General features: G+C 59.1%; 8 protein-coding genes. 4 read left to right on the top strand and 4 right to left on the bottom strand.

Going from position 1 to position 24,642, the window contains the following annotated elements:
• Positions 1 to 21: 21 nt before the first annotated feature.
• Complete coding sequence (locus tag AAC076_RS13185) at positions 22 to 15,927, bottom strand: leukotoxin LktA family filamentous adhesin (protein ID WP_339846411.1); 15,906 nt, start codon at positions 15,925 to 15,927, stop codon at positions 22 to 24.
• A gap of 244 nt (positions 15,928 to 16,171) precedes the next feature.
• Entirely contained in the window at positions 16,172 to 16,885 is a 714-nt protein-coding gene (locus AAC076_RS13180; protein WP_339846408.1) for a SapC family protein, read from the bottom strand.
• 364 nt (positions 16,886 to 17,249) lie between these two features.
• On the opposite strand from AAC076_RS13180, the gene AAC076_RS13175 reads away from it, so the two are divergent.
• Genes AAC076_RS13175 through AAC076_RS13165 form a run of 3 tightly spaced genes read left to right on the top strand, consistent with a single transcriptional unit; the run spans position 17,250 to position 20,531 of the window.
• A complete protein-coding gene (locus AAC076_RS13175; protein ID WP_339846406.1) occupies positions 17,250 to 17,882 on the top strand; it encodes a methyltransferase domain-containing protein in 633 nt (210 codons plus the stop codon).
• 16 nt (positions 17,883 to 17,898) lie between these two features.
• On the top strand, positions 17,899 to 19,797 hold the full coding sequence (locus AAC076_RS13170) for a DUF294 nucleotidyltransferase-like domain-containing protein (protein ID WP_339846403.1): 1,899 nt from the start codon (positions 17,899 to 17,901) through the stop codon (positions 19,795 to 19,797).
• Entirely contained in the window at positions 19,794 to 20,531 is a 738-nt protein-coding gene (locus AAC076_RS13165; protein ID WP_339846401.1) for a 3'-5' exonuclease, read from the top strand. Before AAC076_RS13170 ends, AAC076_RS13165 begins: the two co-directional genes overlap by 4 nt.
• An 80-nt stretch (positions 20,532 to 20,611) precedes the next feature.
• Here the strand turns inward: AAC076_RS13165 and AAC076_RS13160 are convergent, their stop codons facing one another.
• On the bottom strand, positions 20,612 to 22,273 hold the full coding sequence (locus AAC076_RS13160; RefSeq protein WP_339846399.1) for a BCCT family transporter: 1,662 nt from the start codon (positions 22,271 to 22,273) through the stop codon (positions 20,612 to 20,614).
• A gap of 287 nt (positions 22,274 to 22,560) precedes the next feature.
• Positions 22,561 to 22,752 (bottom strand): hypothetical protein, encoded by a 192-nt coding sequence (locus AAC076_RS13155; RefSeq protein ID WP_339846396.1) that lies wholly within the window; start codon positions 22,750 to 22,752, stop codon positions 22,561 to 22,563.
• An 89-nt stretch (positions 22,753 to 22,841) separates the two neighbouring features.
• Between AAC076_RS13155 and ggt the strand changes: the two genes are divergently transcribed.
• On the top strand, positions 22,842 to 24,596 hold the full coding sequence (gene ggt, locus AAC076_RS13150; protein WP_339846394.1) for a gamma-glutamyltransferase: 1,755 nt from the start codon (positions 22,842 to 22,844) through the stop codon (positions 24,594 to 24,596).
• The last annotated feature ends 46 nt before the right edge of the window (positions 24,597 to 24,642 follow it).

Raw genomic sequence — 24,642 nt, 5'->3', positions numbered from 1 at the left:
CGGCCATCCGTGATCGGCTGGTTATCTGGACGAAATTTCCAGCAACTCCTCATCTGCCGGCGGCAGATCAACGCCCTGGTCAACCCCGGGCTCACCCGTATTGACCGATCCTGAGCCAGGTGTCATCGGGCTCTGGTAGGTCGCCGTATTCGGGAACCCGGGCATGCCGAGGCCCGCCTCCCAGAACTGGGAGTCGTTGAGCCGGGTCAGCATGTTGTACTCGGCACTCAGGCGCTGGAAGGCAAGCACCTGCAGATCCTGCGGCACGCCCGGCTTGTACAGGAACATCACCAGTGGATCGGCATAGCGCGTTGGCAGTGCATTGGTGCGCAGTTCAAAGCCCAGCGTATCCAGCCAGAACACCGCGTCCGGCGACATCAGCTGGCCGTTCACATTCAGTGGGCGGGGGTCGTAATTGTTCATGTCCAGCGTCAGGCCGGCCGTTCTGATTGCCAGGCTCCGGACCACCAGCGCTTCATCCAGATTCAGCTCGCCGTCCACGCTCAACGATCCCGTACTGGATCTGTAACCCGCCACATTAAGTTTGCCGGTGTTGACCACCTGCACATTGATCCGGTCGGCAATGCCGCCCTCGAATCCGCTAAGAGTAATGAAGGTATCGGCGGCGCCCTTGCTGTCCACTCCGACATCAATAGTCGGCGCCTCCAGTACCAGAGGCCCACCGCCATTGAGCTCGATCTGTCGCACATTCAGGCCCTGGCTCGACGCCAGCTTGCCTTGCTGCATGACAATCAGATCACCGTCCAGGGCGCCATCTACCCACAGGTAGGGATTACCGATCAGCTCACCGAAGGTCAGGCTGCCATCCACGCGCAGGGTGACATTGCCATTACGGGCCCGCAGGAAGGGTGAATAGAGGCCCTGTTCAGCGACAATATTGATATCGCCGTTCAGGGTTTCTGCCGACAGCCAGGGCATATCGATTACCAGCGGATCACCAATACCGGTCACGGCACTGATGCTGCCCTGGGCATTGGCGCCGGTAGCGCGCAGGTGCACAGGGGTGTCAGTGCGGCCGACAATATTGCCACCACTGATCAGGCGAACCGCGTCGGTACCGTCCCAGTCGGTCTGCAGGGCCGCCAGTTGCATGTCGCCCGTGGTCGAAATGTGCATCTGACCGGCCGAATCGAGGCGTGAGCCCGCGCCCATCGACATACTGGCCCCGTGCACATCGGCCTTGGCAGCGGATGCGACCAGCGCACCGTCGGCCACGGAAATGGCCCCAACGGCACGCAAATCCAGGTCATCCGTGCTGGCGACTGCCCTGTTGAGCAACAGGCTGCCTGCACTGTTGACTGTGACTCGCCCGCCAGCCGTCGCGCGGCCCAGCACCACATCACCTGTGCGGCTGACAATATCGAGATCACCGGCACTGCTGATCTGCGACTGTGCATCCAGTGCAATGCCGCTACCGCTGAGTGCGATACTGCCGGTAGTCGAGGTCAGACGCGCGGCACTCCCGGCCACTAGATCGCCGGCACCACCATTGAGCAGCAGCGAGCGACCTGTCACGGTTGATTGCGCTTCAATGCCGGTGGCGGTGAGTACGTCGATAGCCTGGGCGCTCACCGGACCGGCGAAGACCGCATTGCCCGTGCTCGAGTCGACATCCAGATCGCCGCCGAAGCCAAGCGCCTGCAGTGAAAGTCCCTCTATAGCCGTCAGCGTTGCCTTGCCCGTGCCCTGCCAGGAAGAGCCGCTACCCATGCTGATGCGCTGGGCATCGGCGACCAGCGCGCCTTTTACATCCACTGCGCCTGCCGTACTCAGCGCGCCAGTGGCCAGCAAAGCCAGGTCGCCGTTGGTTGTGTTGAGGGCACCGATACCCAGCGCACCCGCCCTTGCCTGCAGGGTTGCTGCGCCGGCAGTGATTACCACCGGCGTCAGCTGGATGCCGGCGGCCGCTATTGTCAGATCCTCTGTCACGTCGATGCGCGAGCTTCCGCCAGCATCCAGCGTGCTCCCCAGATCCAGGCCGAGACTGCCGGAGGTGATATCGCCGGCGAGATCCACCGCGCCAACCGAGCTCAGATCAAAGCGCTGATCGACCACCACCCTGCCCAGCGCAAACCGCGTGGTATCGCGCACATCCAGCCAGCCGTTGGCTGACTTCACGGTCAGCTGATCCGCACCGGACAGCTTGACGTTCAACCGAGCCGCTGAGCTGCCGAGGTCGCCACTGTCTGCGTCGAGCGCAATACCCGCGCCCTGCAGGAAGTGGTTGGCATCGTAGCCGAGAATATCGCCATCATTGGTCAACGAGAGCGTACCGCCGGCAGCCACTGAGCCGACCCGCAGGTTACCGCCACTGTGCTTGAGATAGAGACCGCCAGCGGAGGCCGCCTGACGCAAGGCACCCGAGAGTTGCAGGTTCATGGCCTGGGCCGCCGAACCGATATCACCCTGGGTGTTGGCCAGGTACAGATCGCGCGCCTTGATGTTATTGACCCCGGCCTGTGCAGCGATGGCCCCATCCACGATCAGACGCACGTCTTCATCGGTGGAGGCTATTTCACCCACGGTCAGAGAGGAGGCTGATTCGATAAAGATGGCACCCCGCGCGGCGACATTGAGCGCACCGGAGGTATCAACCTTGATCGGATCCACCTGCTTGACGGTCAGGGTGACCGTGTTATCGGTCACCACGGTGGAAATATCCCCCGGGCCCGCCGACAGCAGTGCAGATTTTTGCTCGTTGGTGATCGTGGCCGTGTTGTCACGCGGCACACTGAAGACCAGATCGGCCAGATTCTTGCCAACGCTGCCGCTGTTGGCTTGCAGATCAATGTTCGAGGAGACGATATTGGCCTCGCGATCGGTCAGCTGCCCCGACGCGTCGGCGCTCAATGCCGCAGCAGAAATACTGATATCCAGCTGGCTCTGCTTCCAGGTAGAGCCTTCCACCATCCTGGCGTATCGGCTGCTTGCTTTATCAATCTCCAGCCGGAAGCTGTCGTCGTAGGCACTGGTTAACAGCGCGCCATAATCATAGCCAACCAGCGTGCCTTTCTGTTCCTTGCCGATCGCATCGGCCACGTTGGCGTAACTGTCCGGCGTGGCCACCTGGTCAATAAACCAGGCGTCCAGGGCCTGATATTCAGCCTTGACCTTGGCGGTCAGTTGCGCAACGTCTGTAGTGCCGTAGCGAATCTTCATGGCATCCAGGTACACAGCGTCAATCGCAAAACCGCTGTCACTGGCATCGGCCAAACGCTGCCTGAGCATCCAGTAGGTGTGGTATTTGCTGTTGAACTGGTTTTCATAGGCCGTTACGGCCCGCTCGCCAGCAGTGCCATCGAGCAGATTCAGGGAATCCCAGACTGAAGCCTCGTAAGCCAGCTCCTGCTCCGACTTCTGTTGCTGCCCCAGCGCATTGGTCAGGCTGCCATTGCCCAGTCGAAGCACGACGTTATCGTTCGCCTCGATGCGCTCAACCTGCAGATCACCTGTGGCTTGAGACACCACGATGTCGTTGGCCGCTCGCAGTGAAACGGCGCCGGTGGAGGCGATATTGACGAAGTTGTAAGTGGCCGGATCGCCCAGCGTACCCAGGCTACCAATACTGCCCGACAGACTGCTGAGATCGATGGTGTTGGCCGAGATCAGCGTGTTGCCATCCTTGGCGACAATGTCTTTATCCGCCGTTCCGACCAGACCGTACCGGGCCGACAGCGTGTCGACAGTCAGCGCCGAGCCCATGGCCGTGGCGTTGAAAGCCAGCGAGCCGTTGTCGGATTGCAGGGAGAGTTCGTTGGTGGTGATCGACAGGGAGTTACCCGCGGTTCCGATGTCGCCATTAGCACGAATACGCGTGATGCCGGAGGTGATGGAGGACGCACTGGATGCGCTGAAGTCGGCATCGGTAACGATACTACTCCTGCCGCTGGGGTTGTAGATGTTACCGGTCAGCTGAATCGGGGCACGGGAGTCAATGTCGATATTGCCTTCCGCCACACCGTTGAACTGGAAGAGGATCGAGTGATCTGCCTTCACGAAGGTATGGGCATCCATATCCATTCGCGTCGGAATGCGCACGAAGGGATCCGCGTTGGTCAGACCGCTGCCGTAGTAGGCGCTGTAACTGATATTCCAGCCAAAGCCCGTGGTGGACTGGCTGCCGTAGTCATAGGTCTGCTTCAGGTATTGCGCAGCGACGCCGCCGGAGCATGCTTCAGGCTTGAGCGCACAGCTGGTGAAGTAGCTCGTCTCGGTATTCCAGTCGGTGGTGTATACCCAGTCGCCGACCGTGGTCGGGTACTTCGACAGGTAGCCGTCTGCCGGCCGCGTATAGGATCGGCCGACGGTAGCCCCTTCGCGTATGTAGTACAGCTGCCCGGCGAGCGGGTTGTAGCTCACGCTCGAGGTGGTGCCGGTCCCGCCGAAGTTGCCCCGGAATATCGACGACTCGGGGTCAAGGTGCGATACCGCCCAGGCATCGGTCTGATACTGGCTGATCTGACTGCCCGGGTTGTGGATATACCATTGTGACACCGTGCTCGACTTGTTCAGGTCAGTGATGCGAATCACACCTGTGGCGTCATCTCCGGCGCTCAACCGGCCAATATTCAGCTGAGTATTGGAGTCGTTGTTGATGTCGATCTGACCTAGTCCGTCCTTGACGATGATCTTGCCGTCCGCCCCGGTCGAAGAGATAGCCGCCCGGATGGCCACATAGCCACCGCCGCTGACCGGCACGTCGTCGATTCCCAGGGTGCCTGAGCCAACGTCGTACTTCAGCTTGATATCCGAGGTGCCCGCCGTGTTGGCGATATCGAACGTATAGTTCTTGATCTGATAATAGAACGGGCTGTAATTCGCCAGCCAGGGATAGGGCTGATAATCCGGATTGCGCACGCGGAGGGTCTTGGTTTCTCCGGCGGTCAGGTTGACGCTGTCGCCCGCAGACAGACCGGCATCCTGAACAAACTGCTGGATCTTGCTATCGAACCCCGAACCCACGTCGACCGACCAGCTGTTGTCCGTACCCACAACGATGGCGCCGTTGATGTCCAGCCGCTTGGCATTGATGATCACCTTGTTGGAGATGATCGAGGTGCCGGTGGAGCCCAGCTGTTTTTTCACCTCGGCGTAGCTGGCGGTCTTGGTCAGCTTGTTCTGGTAATCAAGGACCGGCCGGAATTTCCAGAACTGGCCACCGCGCGAGCTGTCGCCCGAGGCCATGAGGAACACTACCGGATTGGCCCCGTTGTATTCCGCGGAATCGCTGAAGCCCCAGTTGAAGTAGATGTTCATCTCGTCGTAGCCGTAGGCTGCCGACTGGTAGTAGGGATTCTGAATACCACCGATGCTCAGCGCACGACCGGTAAACCAGTCATTGAATGCAGCGGCACCAGTGGCGTTTATCGCTGTGGAATATTTGTCGTTGAGATAGAACTGGACAAAATCCGTGGCGCTGGAGGGCTTCCACTGGCGCGTGTAATTGACCAGTGCGTCAGGGTCGCGGCCATAGGTCTGTTCGAGATTCGGGTTATTCAGCAGCAGGCTGCCGTTGTCCACGTTCAGATTGACCGCATTTGCCTGAATCAGCGCCTGCTGAATCAGGTCGCCTTCGGCCACCGCAATATTCACGCTGGACAGCAGGTTGGTCAGATTGCCGTTGACGATAACGTCGGCACTCTTGAAGTTCGCCCCGGTGGGGGCATGATTGACGTATATCCCCGAGCGACTGCCCGCTTGCTCGTCGATAAAGGCGCTGCCCAGATTGGCACCGCCGTTGACGAATACATTGCCTCCGGTCTGGTTGGCTATCTCCAGATTCGCCAGCATCAGGTGACGATCAGACAGATTGTCGATCGTGATGCTCGCGTTGCCCTTGGCAGTAAAGGTCGGCGTCACACCAGCAGCCATGTTGATGGCACCGGCAGTCAGGCTGACATTGCCCGCCGAGGCCCGGACGTCGGCCACCTTGATCGCGAAGTTTTCCTGCGGTGAGAAGTCGTTGACAATAGCCGACAGCAGCACCACCTGGGTCTGCAGCTCGTTGATCTCGTTAGCATAGGGATTGCTGCCGACACTGGTCACACCCGTGCTGTCTGTGCCCGTGCTGGTGCCGGTCGCTGCGCCGTTGCCATCAGCGAGTGTGGTGCCATCGGTCACCACCTCAGTGGTGTTCCAGGCCTGCAGTTCGGCAATTTGTGCATTCAGGTCGTCAATGTAGACCTGCAGTTCGGCCCGCGATGAGTACTTGGCCGCCTGCTGCTCGGCTGAGCCATAGCGATAGAGCTGGCGGGTAATACCGCCCGCCTGGTTGATACTCACCGACTGGTAGGCGTACTGGCCTGCGGTAACGCTGCCGCTGCCAGCAAAATTGAGTACATTGCTTACCGTCTTGTTGCTGGAGCCGAAGGTGTTCTCCGTGCTGAACAGCTCAAGGTAGGGGTTTTTCTCGACGCCCGTTCCCCTAGCACTGAGGGCGCCCTCGATTGCGCCGATAGCCACATGGCCATCGCTGCCGATGGCAAAGTTGTCGCCAAACGACACCCGGTTGTTCAGCACGATGTCGCCCTCGGCATCATTCCCGGCAGGGATCGGCACCGCGGTCCAGTTGTAGATATTGCTGCGGGCGTCGGCCACCAGTTGGTTCTGGTTCAGACCGTCAGAACCACGACCGGCAAAGAGGCTGATCTGATCGTAGGCATCAATCACAACGCTGTTGCCCAGCGTCACGCTGTTAGCGACATCGATATGCACATCCGACACGCCACCGGCGACCCCCGCCACGGCCCAGACGCTGACATTGGCTTCCGCCGCGGCACTGCCCCGGGAATAGGTACCCAGACCTATCTTGCCCCAGGCGTTGCGCAGCGCCACACCATCAGCCAGGGTCACCTGGTTCCGCGCCTGTACATCAACATTCGACTCCGCGCCAGCGCCCTGCAAGGCTCCACCCACTTCGATCACGGCCTTGTCGTAGACGAAGAACTCGGTGCCCGCATCCAGGGTAATGCCATTGCGATAGCCGTCGTACATCCAGGCTAGATCGGAGATTCGCAGCACTGCGTTCTCGCCAATCTCTACCGCCGCGCGCAGGTTCTTGAGGTTCTGTGTCGACAGCGCAGCGGTACCGTTCGCACCGCCACCACCTGCGCCGTAAACGCTGGAGGTGTAGCTGGTATCCCAAGGGGTTTGTATCTGCCTGGCCTGGTTGAGTGCTGCAACATCAATGTCCAGCGCATTCAGGCTGACATTCTTGCCCAGGACCACCTTGACGTTGGTATCGACCTCGACATCGGACTCTGCGCCTGACCCGCCCACCACCGAGACTGTGGTCGAGTCTGTGCCGGCAAAGAAATGGACTTCATTACTTGCGCGGATAATCACGTTACCCGCGTCAATGGGTACCGCGCGGTACCCGCTGAACCAGTCATCCACCAGCACTGCGGCAGCGTAATTGCCGTTGGCGTGGTCACCGGCCTCGACCACGGCTTCAGCCGCACTCCCGGACACAAAACCGCCACCACCGGCGGTGGTGAATGCCTGGTTTTCATTCTGGCTGCTGGCATCCAGGATCAGATCGCCCGTGCGCTCAAGCGTGGCGTTGGGATCCTTGCCGAACTCGACGCGAGTCGAACTGAAGGACTCGGCCAGGCCTACCTGGTAACCGCCGGCAAAGGCACCGACAAAGAAGCCATCGGCATCTGCGATCTGCACCCCGGTATGCCGGGCATAGACTTCAAAGTCGGCGTCCGGAATCGTGACATAGTCGCCCACACTGGCAATCGACTGCGCATTATTGCTCGCGCGGGCCTCGGTGCCAGCTACCCCCAACATCAAGCCGCCGGAAGCAGCAAAGGCCGCGGCGTGCGCGGTCTCGTAATCGGCATCCGATCCATTCCCGGTTTCGCTGCGCACCAGGACATTACCGCTGCCGGTGAAGGTGACGCCATCAGCGACGCTAGCCCGTGCTTCGGCCTCGGTCATGGCATAGGCGAAGGAGCCGCCCATGGAGTAGCCACCGGATACGGTCACACCGTAGGCGCTCGAATAGAGTTCCGGCACTACCTGCGCAGACACATTGACCAGTCCGCTGCCGGTACCGATGGTGCCAAACAGGGTGGCATCGGCGTGGGAGTCGTCGTTGGCGTCGGTCACCACGCCCTGGATACCGGCACCAATGCCACCGGCCAAGGAAAATGCCGTGCTCTTGACCATACCCGAACTGTTGGCGCTGACAGTCATGTTGTCATAGCCGTCGACCAGCCTGCCGGCCTTACCCAGCCAGGCGTCTACTTCGCTGGCCTTCTCCACATAGCCAAAACTGACGCCAATCGCGGCGCTACCGAGATTCACATTCATCGAACCGTCCGTAGCCGCATCGGGGCGGCCAGGATCGACATCACCAATGCGCAGCTCCGTGGTATCGGCCGCGGTGACGATCAGGTCGCCGGTATCCGAACCGCTGGCGGCGGTAACACCTGCAACCACTCGGTTTGCCGAGCGGATATCGACGTAGTTGACCACCACACTGACGCCGCCCAGCCCGATCACCACCGATTTCGATTCGCCGGCAGCATCTTCGTCGGAGACATTCTCGACCGTGGCGCCCACCACCACGTTGTCGGCCGTCACGCTGCTGTCGACCGTGGCAATACTCATGTCATACATGCGGGTAATGCCAATCACCCCGGCAATACCCACTGCCGATACCTGTGCGGCGCCGAGCAGTTGATTGACGTGCAGCAGGGCGCGGCTGTTCACATTCAGGCTATCAACATCAATCACGCCGCCGGAAATTCGCGCCGCAGTAACATTTTCACCGGACAACTTCAGTGACTTGCCGGCATCGGTGGTCGTGGTAGAAGCGGGCGCTGCCGTGCGCTGCAGGGTCGAGCCGGCATCAGTACCCATGGCGGCCAGATCATCGCTGGACAGGTGACTGTTGAAACTGGTCGTGTCGGTTTGCAGTACCGTATTGGCAACAACCCGTGAGGCATCAAACTCGTCTTCGGCATTGGTGCCATCATCAGCTGTGCTGTCACCCTGACCAAACAAAGCGACACCAATACTGATGGCTGCGCTGGCTACTCCGCCCGCGCCGGCGATGCTGGTCAGGTCGGACTGGCGCTGAGAGGTGGCATCGATATCCAGCAGCGTGGCCTTGATATCACCACCCACCACTTCGCTGTACACCTGACTGCGGCCCAACACCACGTTGGCAACGACGCCAACGCCCACCTTCGCGCCTACGCCGATACCCAGGGCAAACTGCCTCGCGTCAAGAATTTCCTGGGCGCTGAGGGTGACGCTAGAAGCCGCCTGGAGGCCGTTCTTGCCACGAACACGGGTAGTAAAGCCGCCACCGCCGGGCTTGCCAAAGATGCCTGCACGCGTCTCGCCGCGGAACTCGGTGACATCAATCATTGCCGCCCCGCCAAAGCCAGCAGAAATACCCGCTCCGAAGGCGTGGCTATTCACATTTTCCAACCGCTGCGCATCCACCGTCAGGTCAGTGACCTTGACCAGCGTAGTGCGGGTATCGGCTGCATCGCTCAGGTCGTTGCCGATCAGCGCCTTGCTGTCACCGCCGACGATGTTAACCGCCATGCCGAAACCGATGCCGGCCTTCCCACCGATACCGACGGCACCGGCTGCAACGTTGGCTTCCTGACGACGGTCGGAAGCAACGGTCAATTCGTTGGCTGTCAGCGTGCCGCCGCGCAGCCAGGCCTGGGTGTCGCCCAACTGTTCGGTAATCACTATCGAGCCGGCGGCGCCCAGACCACTCCCGCCCGCGGCCACGCCCGCAGACACTGCCTGGGCAACCTTCGAGCTGTTGGCATCGATACTGACTGCATCACCATTGACGGTACTGGTGTCGATCGTTGCCTTGGCCGCCTTCTTCTGGCTGTTTGTGGCGAATCCGCCGACACCCGAATTCTTGCCGGATATGGCAATACCCGCCGATACGGCCAGCCCGGCTTCATGGGCGTTGGCCCGCACCAGCACATCGGCACCGCTCTGATTGCTGATGCCCGCATTGATCGTGCTGTTGGTGATCTTGGCGGTGGTTTCATTGGATGAATTGTTGGTCGCCACATTGACGCTGATCGCCAGTGACTCGGCCCCTGCGCCGCCCACATTGATAGCCTGCTGCTTGGTGCGGCTGGTGGCATTGACCGCCAGACCATCGACGCTTTGCGTGGATTTGTCCAGATTGAGCAGCGCAAAGCCGGTTGTCAGCGTGTCGCGGTCAACCGGGTTGGCGTTACTGTCATCGCCATCATCCTCGGCCTGACCCGAGGTCGACAGGTCAGGCAAGGTGCCGTAATTGGCCAGCGCGCCGCTGTCCACGCTGATGCTCGCACCTTTGCCTTCGGCGATAACGTTCGCGTTAACAATCAAGGCCGAGGTGTTGCCGTATTCGAGGGCCGTCGCGACGGCTACAGCGCCAGCGCCGCTACCCAGACCGATGCCCAGTGCGCCACTGCCCACCAGATTCACGCTGAGCGCATCGGCGTTCACCGCTACATTGTTCCAGGCCTTGACCCGTGCCCCTTCAGCGATACGCGCGCTGACATCACCATCAACGATGCCGGTGCTTACCGATCCGGCGAGCGCACTCTGCTTGGGTGAGGCCGCAACCCCTGCGCTGATGCTCAGAAGCCAGTTGTCTCGAGCCGCATCGACAATCAGATTCTGCACCTTCAGCGTCGTACTGCCGACCGTAACATTATCGCCAAGGACCGCTGCATCGACATCCGAGTCGACCCTGTTGGTCGCCACGGCAATACCCCCGGCAGAGCCGGTGCCGGAGCCTGCGCCCATCCAGGCCGTCGCCACGCTGTCAGTAAAGTCGTACGCCTGAACAGTGACCGTGCCGCCTTCGGTGGCACTGGCATCGGTAGTGCGATTGGTGCCTGCGTCCTTGATGCCGGCTTCGACCAGCTGATCCACATTGTTTACGCCGAAGGCACCGGCAAAGGCCAATCCCGAGCCGCCGGTAGCACCGATGGCAATGGCGTTGCCGACCAGCAGGTTGTGGTCATCGGACGCGCCACTGGTGGCCTTGACGATTACGTTGCCGGAGGCCTGCAGAGCGGTATTGGCAATATGCGCCCTGGTCGAGTGCTCGTCCGTGCCGACCAGGTTCAGCGCGACCGCCAGGCCACCTGCCTGCCCGCTAGCGCCGGGTGTACCCACAGCCACCGCACCGGCGACGTTGATCATGTCCATGTCGTTGGTGGCCGTGACGGCAACCGTTTCGGCATTGACGCTGCCGCTGTCTGCCCCGTCCCAATCGCCGATTTCCGCAATCACTCGATTGTTCAGGCGATTGACCGCCACCGAACCTACACCGGCATATTTACCGGTACTGACGCCGACGCCGATCGCCACGGTATATAGCAGGGAATTGTCGCGCGCATTGACGGCCACATCCGCGGTACTGGGAACGCCCTGATTGATCTTCACATCCGCCATGCGCGCCGAGGTATCGCTTTTCACGTCGGCGTGGGCGTAGGAAATACCCAGGTTGCTCTTGCCCACCTGCACGACACCGGCCACGGCGATAATCCGCTTGCCCGCAGAGGTATAGGCGTAGGACGACTCGCTGCCGTCTTCGGCGGTGAATATATTGGTGTTATCAATGGCATCCGCGCCACTGAAGTCGAAATCACTGTTGATCGTGCTGCTACCCAGACTGGCCAGCAGTGCGTCCAGCGCGGCATCGTCTTCACCGCTGGCGTTCACATGCAGGGTCTGCACGCCGTTTATGTCGGTCTTGCTGATCAAAGCCTTGGTGTCGGCGCCAATCGAGCCCACGGCAAAGCTGCCGGCAAACCCCTTGGAGTTTTCCACGCCGCCGTTGTAGCCGCCACCTGCCGCGCCGAGACCGATCCTGTTCACGGCGCTGGCAGAGACGGTGACGCTATCAAAATCGGTCAGGGTGCTGCGCCTGCCATCAACCCCACTGATAACCGCCTCGACTGCCGAGCCGCTGTATACATCCTCGTTATGTGCCGAGCTCAGCACATTGTTGGCGTCCGGATTGACCCCTGCCAGCATGGCGCCGGGGTCATTGATTTCGGCAAAGGTAATGGCCAATCCGCCACCCTTCTTGCCGCCCACGTATAGTGAACCGCCGCCCACACCGATAGACGCATTGTTGTAGGCAGACACTTCAAGACTGTCGTCACCGCCACCGTTACTGGTGATCGAGCTGTTATCGATACGCGCCGAGGTGCCATCATAGATTTGCGCACCGGAGATCGACAGTGCGCCGTTGTTGCTGTTCTGTGTGTTCTGGTTCGAGCTGGTGACCGCCAGCGCAAGGGCCACGGACGTGAGCTCGCCGCCATGCAGCGCCTGCACATTCACATCACCGGCATTGGTGATAGTGCTGTTGCGGACATGCGCCAGCGCGTCGTTGAAGCTGATCTGGTAGGCAATAGCACCGGCGATGGTGTTCTGGTTGGAGGGCGAATTGGCACCCAGTTTGGCCAGGGCTGCGCCACCCGAAGCCGAGGCAGAAATCACCTTCTCCAGGGCCTGCACAGTTACATCAACATCGGCGCCACCCTTGCCACTGATAACCGCATTGTCGATCAGCGCTTTGGCGTCCAGATTATTCACCGAGACTGTCAGACTGCCGGCGGCGGCGAGGCCCGTCTTGTCAGCGTCGACCTGCGCATCCCCGCCAGCGGGCGGATTGGCCGGCTCGTTTGCGCCGTCACCTGCCGCACTGCCAATCGAGGCTGCGCCCGCGCCTGAGACTGCAGCGCTATGGCTGTCCGCCGCCTTGCTTCCCAACCGGTTCCACCAGTTCTCGAACTGCTCCGCTTTTCCCGGATCGTTATTGGGCTCGGTGACAACCGCACCCGCCACGGCCAGTGAGCCGTTGGTGCCTGCACTGCGCGCCCTGACACGTACTTCATTGGCCACAATACCCCGTGGATCCGGTGCCGGAGTCGTGGGTGCGTCAGGGGCAGGCTGTGATCCGTTCCTGAAGCCGACCTTGGCTTGCTCGCCGCTGTTGTCGCCGATAAACGCCTTGGTATCGCCTTGGGCGATGTTGATCGCTACGGACAAGCCCATGGCCGATTCGTCTGATTTATCGAATGCGCCGGACGCGGCCCAGTTGCCAAAGTCATGATCAGCCAGCACATCCAGGCCCGTCGTATTGACTCTGGCCTGATTGCTAAGCGAAGCGTGGGTGAGCGACTCGCTGTTGAGAATCGCCATGACGCCGTTGAATCCCACGCCCTTGCCCGAACCGGACGAGGGCGTAATCAGAAAATGGCGTTCGTCCGTGTGTGCCTGAATACGCACATCCCCCGCCGCCGACAGGGTGGCAGCGCCAATTCCGGCTACAGCGGTCGCTGTCTGCTGGACAAAGCTGATGCTGCCGCCGACGGATTTACCCTTTTCATTGGTGCCATTGCCGTTCGGCAAGAGACCCAGGGTACCCAGGTTGCCGGCCAGGTGAACACTCTCGTTCAGGTTGTAGGCCTGCACATCCACGGAGCCGGTGAAATCGAAGCTGTAGTCGATGGTCTTGAACGGAATGGTGGTATCAAACAATGTAGGCGCGACCATGTTGCCGGCCACTATCCGGCCGGCAGACCAGTCGGCCGTGCCCGTGGTGGTGATCTTGGCGTTGTCACCGATCCACGCCTTGGTATCCAGATCGTTGATGACCACGTTCACGGAGCCGCCGGTAGCCGAATTGTCTGCCGACGTGCCGGCATTGGCGAAGGACGAAAGAATATTGTTCTGCATGCCGCCAATGCCGTTGAACTTACTCAACACATCGGAGAAGGAGTCCCATTTGTCGTAACTGGAAGAAATGGGCACTTTCTGGCGCGCCAGCACACCGACATTGGCCGCTGAAATCTCAACGTAGTCGCCTATTTCAGCCACGGCATCGCCACTGTTGATGGCAAAATTCAGGGCCACCGCCAGGCTCTTTTCCGAGGAGCCGGTCTGGTTACTGCCGGTGGTCCTGCTACTCGGCGAAGCCACCGCTGCCTCGGCCGAGGTGCGCCAGGCGCCCTGGTCGTCACCATGCGCCGCATTGTCATTGCCGCCGGCAATCGAGGCGTTGTCCGTGCCCAGGTCAATAGCGCTGGCGAGCAGCAGATTGCCCGTGGACTGTATGCTCGGCGCCTGCGCCTGGCCGGCCTGGTTGTTGCCCAGGAAGGCATAGGCCTCGTGATCGGACAGGTTCATGGTAAAGGCCAGGCCGCCCTTGAAGGAGATCTTGCCATCGCCGTCCTTGGGTACGTCGATACCCGAGGGCTTTTTACTGTCGATCAGGTTGTTCACGCCGTTCTGCATCGCAGCGACACCCGCTATCGGCTTGGCCCCGACAGTGCGGAACAGCGTGTTGCTGCCCACCGTGACACCCGACTTGACCTGCTGGTGTACGGTGCGGTCCAGCGCAGTGATGCTGACATCGCCGGTCTTCGCTGTAGCGGTGCCCAGCGAGGCACCCATTTCCGCGGTGGCATTGGTATTGAAATCTCCTACCGCCACGGCGATACCGTACTCGGTATCCTTCAGGCCCATGGCACTGGCCGAGACCGAGTAATAATTCTGGTTCTCCGCAGCCAGCACCAGGCTATCTGCGCCGAGCACGGCACCGCTTTCAATCACGGCGGTAGCGTCGACATCCGACTCACCCACCGCAATGGCTATCACCACCTTATTCGCATCTGCGGCAATCACATCCAGCGCGCTGGCAGCGATGAAGGCTTCGTTATGGGCAGTTACCGCCAAATCACCCTCCGACTGAACGGTCGCACCGCTCTTGATGCGGGTGGTACTTGTCGCGTCGCTGGTGTTGTAGATGGCCGATAACGAGCCCTTGCCGCCAGAGGTGTTGATCTGGCTGGCCTGGCTCAACGCATGGGATTCGGAGGCCATCGTCACGTTACCACTGGCCTGAACGTTCGCTGTGCCTTCCACGTTCACCGTTGCTTCGGCGTCGGCCGCCATCAGGTAAAAACCTGCGCCGGTGAAGGGCCCCAGGGCCATGATGACCAGACCGGCGGTTGGATCCTCATAGAACGACGCCGTCGCAGTGCTCTTTGCCGTGGCGGTCACATCATTGGCATGTACCTGCCCTGCCAGCGTGACGGATGACTCCGCCAGCGCTATGCCCATACCTACTTCCTGGACGCTGCTGGCAGTGAGCGTGACATTGCCGTGGGTATTGGTGGTGACCTTGTCGCGCGCATCGAGCAGGCCGGTGCTGGTGATGTCGATACTTGAAGCTGCAATGGTGATACCGCCATCGGCCAGCAGGTCGCCGGCAATCAGCGCATCACTGGTACCAAGCGCACCGCCCGCCACAATATGGATAGTGCCGCCATCCTTGATCAGGGCAGTAGGCGCCGAGTAGTCGCCGGTATTGACCGCAGCGGTGGCTACATAATTGGCGTTTAGGGCGTTGCCGGCGATCAGCTTGCCGCTGCTGCCAACATTGACTCCATCGCCCTGCAGATCAATACCATCACTGGCGTTGATCTTGCCATCGATTGTGATTAGACCGTCGGACGAGACGGCCAGCGTATCGTCGACCGCTTTGGTACCGGCGATGAGCTCGTCGAGATCATCAGCAGTGGGTGTGCGAACCGTCAGTTGCCCCACATTGACGACGCCCGAGGCGCCCACCAGAAAACCCTGGGAGCTGGCAAATACCACGTTGCCGCCAAGCGTGCCGTTCTGATAGCTGTTGAGAACGCCATGGATCTCCGCCTTGCTGTCCTTGACGATGTTCACCAGCTTGCTGGCATCGTCAGGCACGACCAGATTCACAGTATTGAGCTCGCCAACAACAAAATGCTTGAACACATTGACCGGCACACCGCCGACCCTATTAGCGTTCTGGATAGTCTGCGCCAAGCCCGTGGTAGCGATATTCGCCGTACTGGCGTCGACCACGATGTTGTGCGGTGATGCTGCCAGCGCTTGCAGCGATGCAGTAGACAGAAACGCTCCCCACGCCGCTGTTCGTGCCGCTAGCGATCGTGCAAATGGATTGCAATGACCAATTGCTACTGCTAACGGATGGCGAGGAAAGTTCATTTTCTGCCCAACTTTTAATTATGAAAGACCAACGATTCGGCGGCGCCGAGGCGAATAAAACTGATAGCCATCCGGTCACCCGGACGCGACTTCCATCCGGTCAGGAGCGGGTATCGAGCTTCTCGCTCAAGCGCTGGAGCGCACCCAGAGAATGGAGGTGGGCATAGGCCCAGGCGAGATAACCCTGGCGGAACCACTGCGTGACGACTGCGTCGTCCAGGGCCATGAGTTTTTTCTCGTCGATAACAAACAGACCATCAAGACGCAGGGGCTTCTTGTCTGCAGTGATGACCTGCAAGACAAAAGGTTTGAACACGTCCTGCTCGGTGGCTGCCGTGCAGAACTCACGCGTGCGTACGTGCTCTGCTTCAAAGTTCGTCACGAACTCGATAATTCTGGTCAACGCGTCGCTATAGGCGCCGTCGTCGGTAAACAGCGGTTCGCCTTCACTTTCCGTTTCTTGCAGCCCGGTGTAATCGGCATCAAAACAGACGTTCTTGTCGCTGCTCAGAACAAAGGGATAGCGACGAATGAAAGCCGGCGTGTAATTACCCAGCCATACTCCCGCCTCGTCGATCTGTTCGTGCCCCTGATTCTTCAGAGACAACAAGGCTATGGGAAAATATTGACCTTGCTGATCCTGGCTGAACAGCACCGGCAGATCACGGCTGGACTCGAAAAACTCGATGGCGAGAAGCGGAACGGAATTGACGTTGCTGGTGAATCCGAAATCGGTCACCGGGGAAAAGCGCAGGGCTTTATGGGCTTCTTTATTCAGGACAGTGGGGCGCTGATAGAACAAGAGTTCAGACATTATGGGAATCCATTACCACGTATATTTATATGTATCCTTTTTATAGACCTATCTGGGGCAAATAGACATAGATAATGAACTTTGCTGAAATTAACTGGTCCTTCGCGGACAATCCCCGCAAATTCGCCCACAAAAGCGCATAAGTTGGCGCCTTTTTAATGGCACGTCCATCCTGAACCATCAATCAACTGCCAATGGACAAGTCAAAAAAAAGGGGATCAGCCACAGGGTCAGGCCGAACTTTTAGCAAACGAATTCAGCCTACCCTCTGCCCCATGTCCTATAATCACCACTATATATATTGCGCGCTGCACACACGGTCCCGTGTAGCCCAAAACAGCATCTATCCCCGCACAGGTAACTCATGAGAGGAAGGTTTCAGGAAAGCAGTCTGCATGATGAGCGCCTGGACATAGTCGTCCAGCACTTGCTGGAAACCAAGGCATGCAAAGTATTGGATCTGGGTTGCGGTGGCGGCGAACTGTTACAGCGTTTGGCTTTGCAGGGTCAATTCGAGCGAATTGTCGGTATAGATATCGATGAGGTCAGCCTGAGACTGGCCCGCCGTGCACTCGGCCTTGACCTGCTGGAAGACTGCGATCGTATTCAGGTTCGCTATGGATCCTTCGAGGAGCCGGATTCACTGCTCAATGGCTTTGATGCTGCTACGCTGGTAGAGACTATCGAGCATATCGACCCTGGTCGCTTGTCTCGGGTCGAGACTGCAGTATTCGGAGGCATGCGGCCAGGCGTGATATTTGTCACCACACCCAACGTCGAATACAACGTACTGCATGGCATGCCGCCCGGCGAGAAACGACATCCCGACCATCGATTCGAATGGAGTCGGGCACGGTTCCGCCAATGGGCACGCGGCGTAGCCGAACGCAACAGCTACCGGGTCAGCTTCGTCGACATAGGCGAATTTGATCCCCAGCACGGAAGTTCCACCCAGATGGCCCGTTTTGTGGCCATGTCCGTTAGCGATAACAACTGAACCCGGAGGTCCGAGAGTGGATGTCGAGCTGATCGAAATACGTGACCACCTGAAGCGCTTCCCACCCTTTGAAACCCTGCCGGAAGAAACCCTGGATAATATCGCCCGGCATGTCGAAGTCAGCTACTTCAAGGCTGGCACCGAGATTCTGCATTTCAATGATGACATCCAGTTTCTGCACTACCTGCGCAGCGGCGCAGTGGACGTATTCCGGCGCAACGGTGATCTTTACAACCGTTTGACTGAAGGCGATATTTTTGGCCATTTTGGCCTGCTGCGTAACAACAAGGTTCGCTTCCCTGCCACTGCAATTGAAGACAGCCTGGTTTACTTTATTCCAGGCCCGCTGTTCCAGACGCTTTGTGATGAACACGACGCCTTTGCGGATTTTGTCGAGGCAGAGGGCCAGTCGCGACTCAAGACCGCGGTTGAGAGTGATAGCAAAGCCGGCGAAATGATGAAGCTGCGAGTGCGCAAGCTGATCGAGCGACTGCCGGTAACGGTGACCGCCGATACGTCGGTAATGCTGGCAGCGCAAATCATGATCGACCACAGCGTATCGTCACTGGTGGTCGTGTCAGACGCCACTGACCGGCACGAAAGCCATCGCGGAGCGGGTTCGATGATCGGCATCGTAACCGACCGGGACTTCCGCAGCCGAGTGGTTGCGGCAGGCTTGCAGGCGGATACCCCAATAAGAGAAGTAATGACCCCGGACCCAATCGTGGTGCAGGCTGATGACTCGATGTTCGAAACCATGCTGTCGATGTTGCGTCATAACATCCACCATTTGCCGGTGATGCAGCGTGGCCGCCCGATTGGCGTGGTCAATCTGCGCGACGTGATCAAATATGAATCGCAAAGCAGCCTGTATCTGGTCAGTAATATTCACAACAAGCAGAACGTCGAGGCACTGCAGGGCCTGTTGCCGGATATTCGGGCGACCTTTGTGCGCATGGCCACCGATGAGGTTTCCTCGCACATGATCGGCAGCACCATGGCCGGTATTGGCCGCAGTTTTAGCCGGCGTTTGCTGGAGCTGGCAGAGGCCTCACTGGGCCCACCCCCTGTACCTTACTGTTTCATGGCGCTGGGCTCGATGGCCCGAGACGAGCAGCTGGTTGTTACCGACCAGGACAACGCGCTGGTGCTGGATGACAGTTTCGATCCGAAGCAGCATGACGAGTATTTTTTCAAGCTCGCCAGTTTCGTCAGCGACGGCCTGGCAGCCTGCGGATACACCTACTGCAAGGGTGGCATCATGGCCACCAACCCCAAGTGGCGGCAGCCCCTGAGTGTGTGGAAAAAGTATTTCACGCAGTGGATTACCAGACCCAACCCCGAGACGCTGCTCAACAGCTCGATCTTCTTCGATCTCGACAGTGTTTACGGCCAGGCCGAACTGGTAGAAGAGCTGAAGGACCTGCTCGCCACCAGCGCAAGTGCCAACGAGCCCTTTCTCGCGGCGCTCGCGCGTAATGCCCTGAACCGCACACCGCCCCTGGGATTCTTCCGTACCTTTGTTATGGAGCAGGACGGCGCACAAAAGAACATCATCAATCTCAAAGGGCGCGGCACCGCGCCCCTGACCGACCTGATCCGGGTCCATGCCTTGGCCTGCGGTTCCAAGGCACAGAACTCCTTCGACCGTCTTGATGCCATTGCCACCACACGCCTGATGCCGCCTGATGCAGTCACGCGGCTTCGTTACTCCCTGGAGTTTCTAACCAGCGTGCGCATCCGTCACCAGGCTCTGGAGCTGGAAGAGGGACGCGAGCCGAACAACTATATCGAGCCGGAGAAGATATCGACGGCCGAACGCCATAACCTGAAGGAAGCATTCCAGGTTCTCAGCAACGCCCAGAAGTTCATGCGATTTCGCTATCCCGCCCTGCAAGCGACGCGCACCCTATGAGTACCCGGCGCAATCCAGCCCGACCACAGGGTTACGAGAGCCCCAACTGGAGAACATTATTCGCCAGCCTGGCTCAGACAGCGCGCAATGCGCAGCTGCAGCGCTTCTATCAGGCGGGCGCGGTCAGTCTGCAAACGCCGATCGAAGAAGTGCCACTGGTGGCCCTGGATGTGGAAACCACGGGCCTGGATCCGAAACGCGATGCGATCGTCAGCATTGGTCTGATGCCCTTCAGCCTGCAGCGCATTCGCTGCGCTGACGCTCGGTACCATGTAGTCAAGCCAATATCCGAGCTGAACGCCGAGTCAGTGGCCTTCCACCGGATCACTCACAGCGACCTGAGCCAGGCGCCCAGGCTGGACAGTCTGCTGGGAGAAATCTTGGACGTTATGGCCGGACGTGTTGTGGTGGCGCACTACCGCAGTATCGAACGTGGCTTCCTTGACGAAACAGTGCGCCATTATCTCAACGAAAACCTTCACTTTCCGGTCATCGATACCATGGAGCTGGAAGCCCGCATGCATCGCGGCGCCAATCGTCCCGGTTGGTTTGATCGGTTGCGCGGCAGGAAAGAGGTATCTATACGACTGGCCGAGAGTCGCTTGCGTTATGGATTGCCGCTATACCAGGCGCACCATGCGCTGACCGACGCGCTGGCAACCGCCGAGCTCCTGCAAGCGCAGATCGCCAGTCATTTTGAACCCGGCACGCCAGTTGGCGACCTCTGGGATTAGTCCACGCAAGCGGGCACCCCAAGGGACACAAAAAAAGGCGCGGCCATTAATGGCCGCGCCTTTTTTGTACTACGCCGAGCCTAGCGAGGTTCGGACATCAGTCCTTTGACGATCGATATGCAGCCTACAAGCAGCACGATGGTGAACGGCAGACCGGTCGAAACCGACATGGCCTGCAATGCCACCAATCCACCACCAAGCAACAGTGCGATGGCGATAACACCTTCAATGATGACCCAGAAAACCCGCTGAGGCACCGGCGCATTGACCTTACCGCCTGCGGTAATGGTGTCGATAACCAGCGAACCCGAATCCGAAGAGGTGACGAAGAACACGATCACCAGAACAATGCCGACGAAGGAGGTTATTGATGCCAGGGGCAGTTCACTCAACATGGTAAACAACTGCAGCTCCAGCGCCGCATCCTTGACACCGGTGTAGCCGCCAACCAGCTGATCGATACCGGTGCCGCCAAGTGCGGTCATCCACAATACCGAAACCAGCGAAGGTACCAGCAGTACCGCAATCAGGAACTCCCTCACTGTGCGTCCACGACTGACCCGCGCGATAAACATACCGACAAAGGGCGACCAGCTGATCCACCAGGCCCAGTAAAAGGCAGTCCAGCCCTGGCTGAAGTTGGCATCTTCACGACCGATCGGATTGGACAGCGCTGGCAGGTATTGCAGGTATGCACCCAGGTTGTCGAAGAAGCCGGTAAAGATGGCCATGGTAGGCCCGACCAGGATAACGAACCCCAGAAGTAGAATGGCCAGGCCCAGATTCAGTTCGGACAGACGCTTGACGCCCTTGTCGAGCCCGGCAAGCACCGATACCAGCGCGATGGCGGTGATACCGGCAATCAGCAGCACCTTACTGGTGTTGTTTGCCGTGATACCAAACAGAAAATCAATACCCCCGGCTGCCTGCTCGGCGCCAATGCCCAGGGATGTTGCAAGCCCAAACAGGGTAGCGAACACTGCAAGAATATCGATCACATGACCCGGCCAGCCCCAGACACGCTCACCCAGAATCGGATAGAAGATCGAGCGGATGCTCAGTGGCAGGCCCTTGTTGAAGGAAAACAGCGCCAGCGCCAACGCCACAACGGCATAGATCGCCCAGGGGTGAAGACCCCAGTGGAAGATCGTCGCGGCCATGCCCAATCGGGCAGCAGCCTCAACATCACCGGCAGCACCGCCCAGAGGCGCCCAGTCCGTACGTACGCCATTCTCCATGACGGTCCCGCCCAATGCCGAGGAGAAATGCGACATAGGTTCGGAAACGCCATAGAACATCAGACCGATGCCCATGCCTGCGGCAAACAGCATCGAGAACCAGCCCAGATAGGTATAGTCAGCTTTTGCTTCCATGCCTCCCAGGCGTACCTTGCCCAGCGGGGACACGATCAGTACCAGGCAGAGAATAACGAAGATATTTGCCGCACCGATAAAGAACCAGGCCAGGTTGGAGGTCAGCCATCCACGCAGCGCGCCGAAGAGCGGAGCAACATCGTTCTGTAGAGCCAGGGTTAAAAACACAAACACCAGAATGGTGATCGCGGAGATAGTGAATACCTTGCCGTGAATATCCAGCGAAAAGGAAAACTGACCCTTAACGTTGTCCTGGCCAATCACATAATCGGTGTCGATAAGCGTGGAATCGCCCGAAGGCGCGGGTATTGCCTGCACGGTCTCCACTACCGGCTTGTCGCTCAGATCTTTGATAGGATCTTTATCCATCGGAAAACACTCCTGATTTGGTGTCAGGGCTACTCACGAGGCATTGCACTTCAAAACGCGCAAATAAACTCAATGTCCAGCCAGATAGGTAACTCAACCTTAGGTGACGGAACACCGACAAAGGGATTGTCGATCAACAGCCATTTGATGAACTTTTTCATCAATCGGTACATATGATAGACATTAGAGGAACAATAGGGAAATCAGATTGCCATCAGACAGCCAAAGGATGACTTTCCTGACTGTGCTTTACAGAGGACGCGGAGGAGGAAAAGCGACCTGATTTACTACTCTGGCGACGACCGCAGGATGGCCAGAACCCTGGCTGGTGAATAGCCATAGCTTTCCATCAGCGTATGCAGCTTCTCATTGAAGGCCATTTCCTCCTGCAATCCCGCATCCTGCTTCATGGTCTCGAGTTGTGCCAGCTGTTGCGCCAATTTGCGTTCCGCGGCACGGAATTCGGCTAGATTGGTCATAATAATTCCTGCTCTGTAATGGTTTTACGAATTCTACACCAAAGATGCCGTATTAGACGCTGGGGTGGGTAACGTCTAAGCTTTCGAGCATGATTCATCTTTCCTCACCTATCGCCCTGCGCAGCATCATCATCCCTGGCCTCATTGCAATCCTGATCGGCGGACTTGCCGCATGCAGCGGTACCGATCCAGCGACCAGCTCAAGAACAGAACAGCCCATCGAGGATCGACAGGCCGCGCACATGATGGTTGCAGCCGCCCACCCCGCAGCGGTTGAGGCCGGTCTGCAGATGCTGCGCCGGGGCGGCCACGCGGTTGACGCTGCGATAGCCGTGCAGATGGTTCTGGCTTTTATCGAGGCGCCTGAAACCGGCATAGGTGGCGGCGGATATCTGTTGCTGCATGACAAGGACGCGGGGGAAACCCGACTTTACGACGGCCGTGAAACCGCGCCCGCTGCCGCACGGCCCGACCGCTTTCAGATTCTGGGCATGGACATGCCCCTGGCCTTGGCCATTCCCAGCGGGTCGTCGGTAGGGGTGCCGGGGCTGGTAGCCATGCTAGCCAAGGCGCATCGCGACCATGGACGCTTACCCTGGAAAGAACTGTTCATACCCGCCATCAGACTCGCCGAACAAGGCTTGCCAATGCCGCAACGACTCCAGCGCCAGATCCAGCAGGATCTGTCGCTGCGCCTGTTCGCTGATACACGCCGCTACTTCCGGCGCCAGGCACAAAGTGATCCGCCGATGCTGCGCAATGCCGAGCTGGCAAGGACCTTGCGGTTGATTGCTCAGGCTGGCCCGGACGCCTTTTATCAGGGTCCTATTGCACAGGGCCTGCTGGAACGCCTGGATGATGCACGCTGGGGCGCTAACGACATGACCGCGAAAGACCTGACGGACTATCGGGCGATCAATCGAGAGGCCGTTTGTCGTCCGTATCGGCAATGGACAGTATGTGGCGCCCCACCCTCCTCATCTGGCGGTATCACCGTGTTACAAATTCTGGGGATACTCGAGAGTTTCCCGTTAGGTGCAATGGAACCCAACGGCAGCGCTGCCCTGCACCTGATTGTCGAAAGTAGCCGCCTGGCATTCGCCGATCGCAACTATTACATCGGCGACCCGGCCTTTGTGGTGGTACCTGTGGATCGCTTGCTGGATGCGGATTACCTGCGCCAGCGCGCCAGTCTGATCCGTGCTGATCGCGCCCTCGAAGAAGTTCACCCTGGCGATCCGGGACACCGGGCTGAAATCAGCGAAAAAAACGTATTGCCTGAGGTCGGCGAGCGAGGTACGTCGCATTTCAGCGTTGTGGATGCCCAGGGCAACCTGTTGGCCTTGACCAGCTCGAACGAGGCGCCCTTTGGCAGCCGCATGCTGAGTCAGGGATTTGTACTGAACAACCAACTGACTGACTTTCATTTCAGTCCGATGTTAGATGGCAAGCCTCATCCCAACGCCGTAGCCGGGGGCAAGCGACCCCGAAGCTCCATGGCACCCACCATGGTTTTCGATGCACAGGGCAAACCCAAGCTGATCATCGGCTCGCGGGGCGGAAGCAGGATCATCGGTTATGTCGTCAAAACCCTTATCGCCGTACTTGACTGGAATATGGATGTACAGGACGCCATAGCCCTGCCTAATGCGCTTGATCGCGGGGTCGGCATTGAACTTGAGACCGGAACGTCGCTCGAACTGCATGCCCCCACCCTTGAAGCCCTGGGTCACAAAGTCAGCATAGTGCCTATGACCAGTGGATTACACGGTATCGAGCGAATCGAAACAGGCTGGCGCGGCGGGGCTGACCCCCGCCTTGATGGGGTTGCACGTGGCGAATGAGCCGCTCAACCATAGGCCATGCTAGGCTATAAACATTTCCATTAGA

It is taken from the genome of uncultured Halopseudomonas sp. (genome assembly GCF_963977355.1).
Lineage (GTDB): Bacteria > Pseudomonadota > Gammaproteobacteria > Pseudomonadales > Pseudomonadaceae > Halopseudomonas.
The sequence above is the reverse complement of the archived record's forward strand: the minus strand, read 5'-3'. Positions and strand labels throughout refer to the sequence as shown.

Bases quoted from the DNA above. Each gene is read 5' to 3' on its own strand.
- AAC076_RS13180 (WP_339846408.1), bottom strand. From the start codon at position 16,885: ATGTCTGAACTCTTGTTCTATCAGCGCCCCACTGTCCTGAATAAAGAA.
- AAC076_RS13175 (WP_339846406.1), top strand. From the start codon at position 17,250: ATGAGAGGAAGGTTTCAGGAAAGCAGTCTGCATGATGAGCGCCTGGAC.
- AAC076_RS13165 (WP_339846401.1), top strand. From the start codon at position 19,794: ATGAGTACCCGGCGCAATCCAGCCCGACCACAGGGTTACGAGAGCCCC.
- AAC076_RS13160 (WP_339846399.1), bottom strand. From the start codon at position 22,273: ATGGATAAAGATCCTATCAAAGATCTGAGCGACAAGCCGGTAGTGGAG.
- AAC076_RS13155 (WP_339846396.1), bottom strand. From the start codon at position 22,752: ATGACCAATCTAGCCGAATTCCGTGCCGCGGAACGCAAATTGGCGCAA.
- ggt (WP_339846394.1), top strand. From the start codon at position 22,842: ATGATTCATCTTTCCTCACCTATCGCCCTGCGCAGCATCATCATCCCT.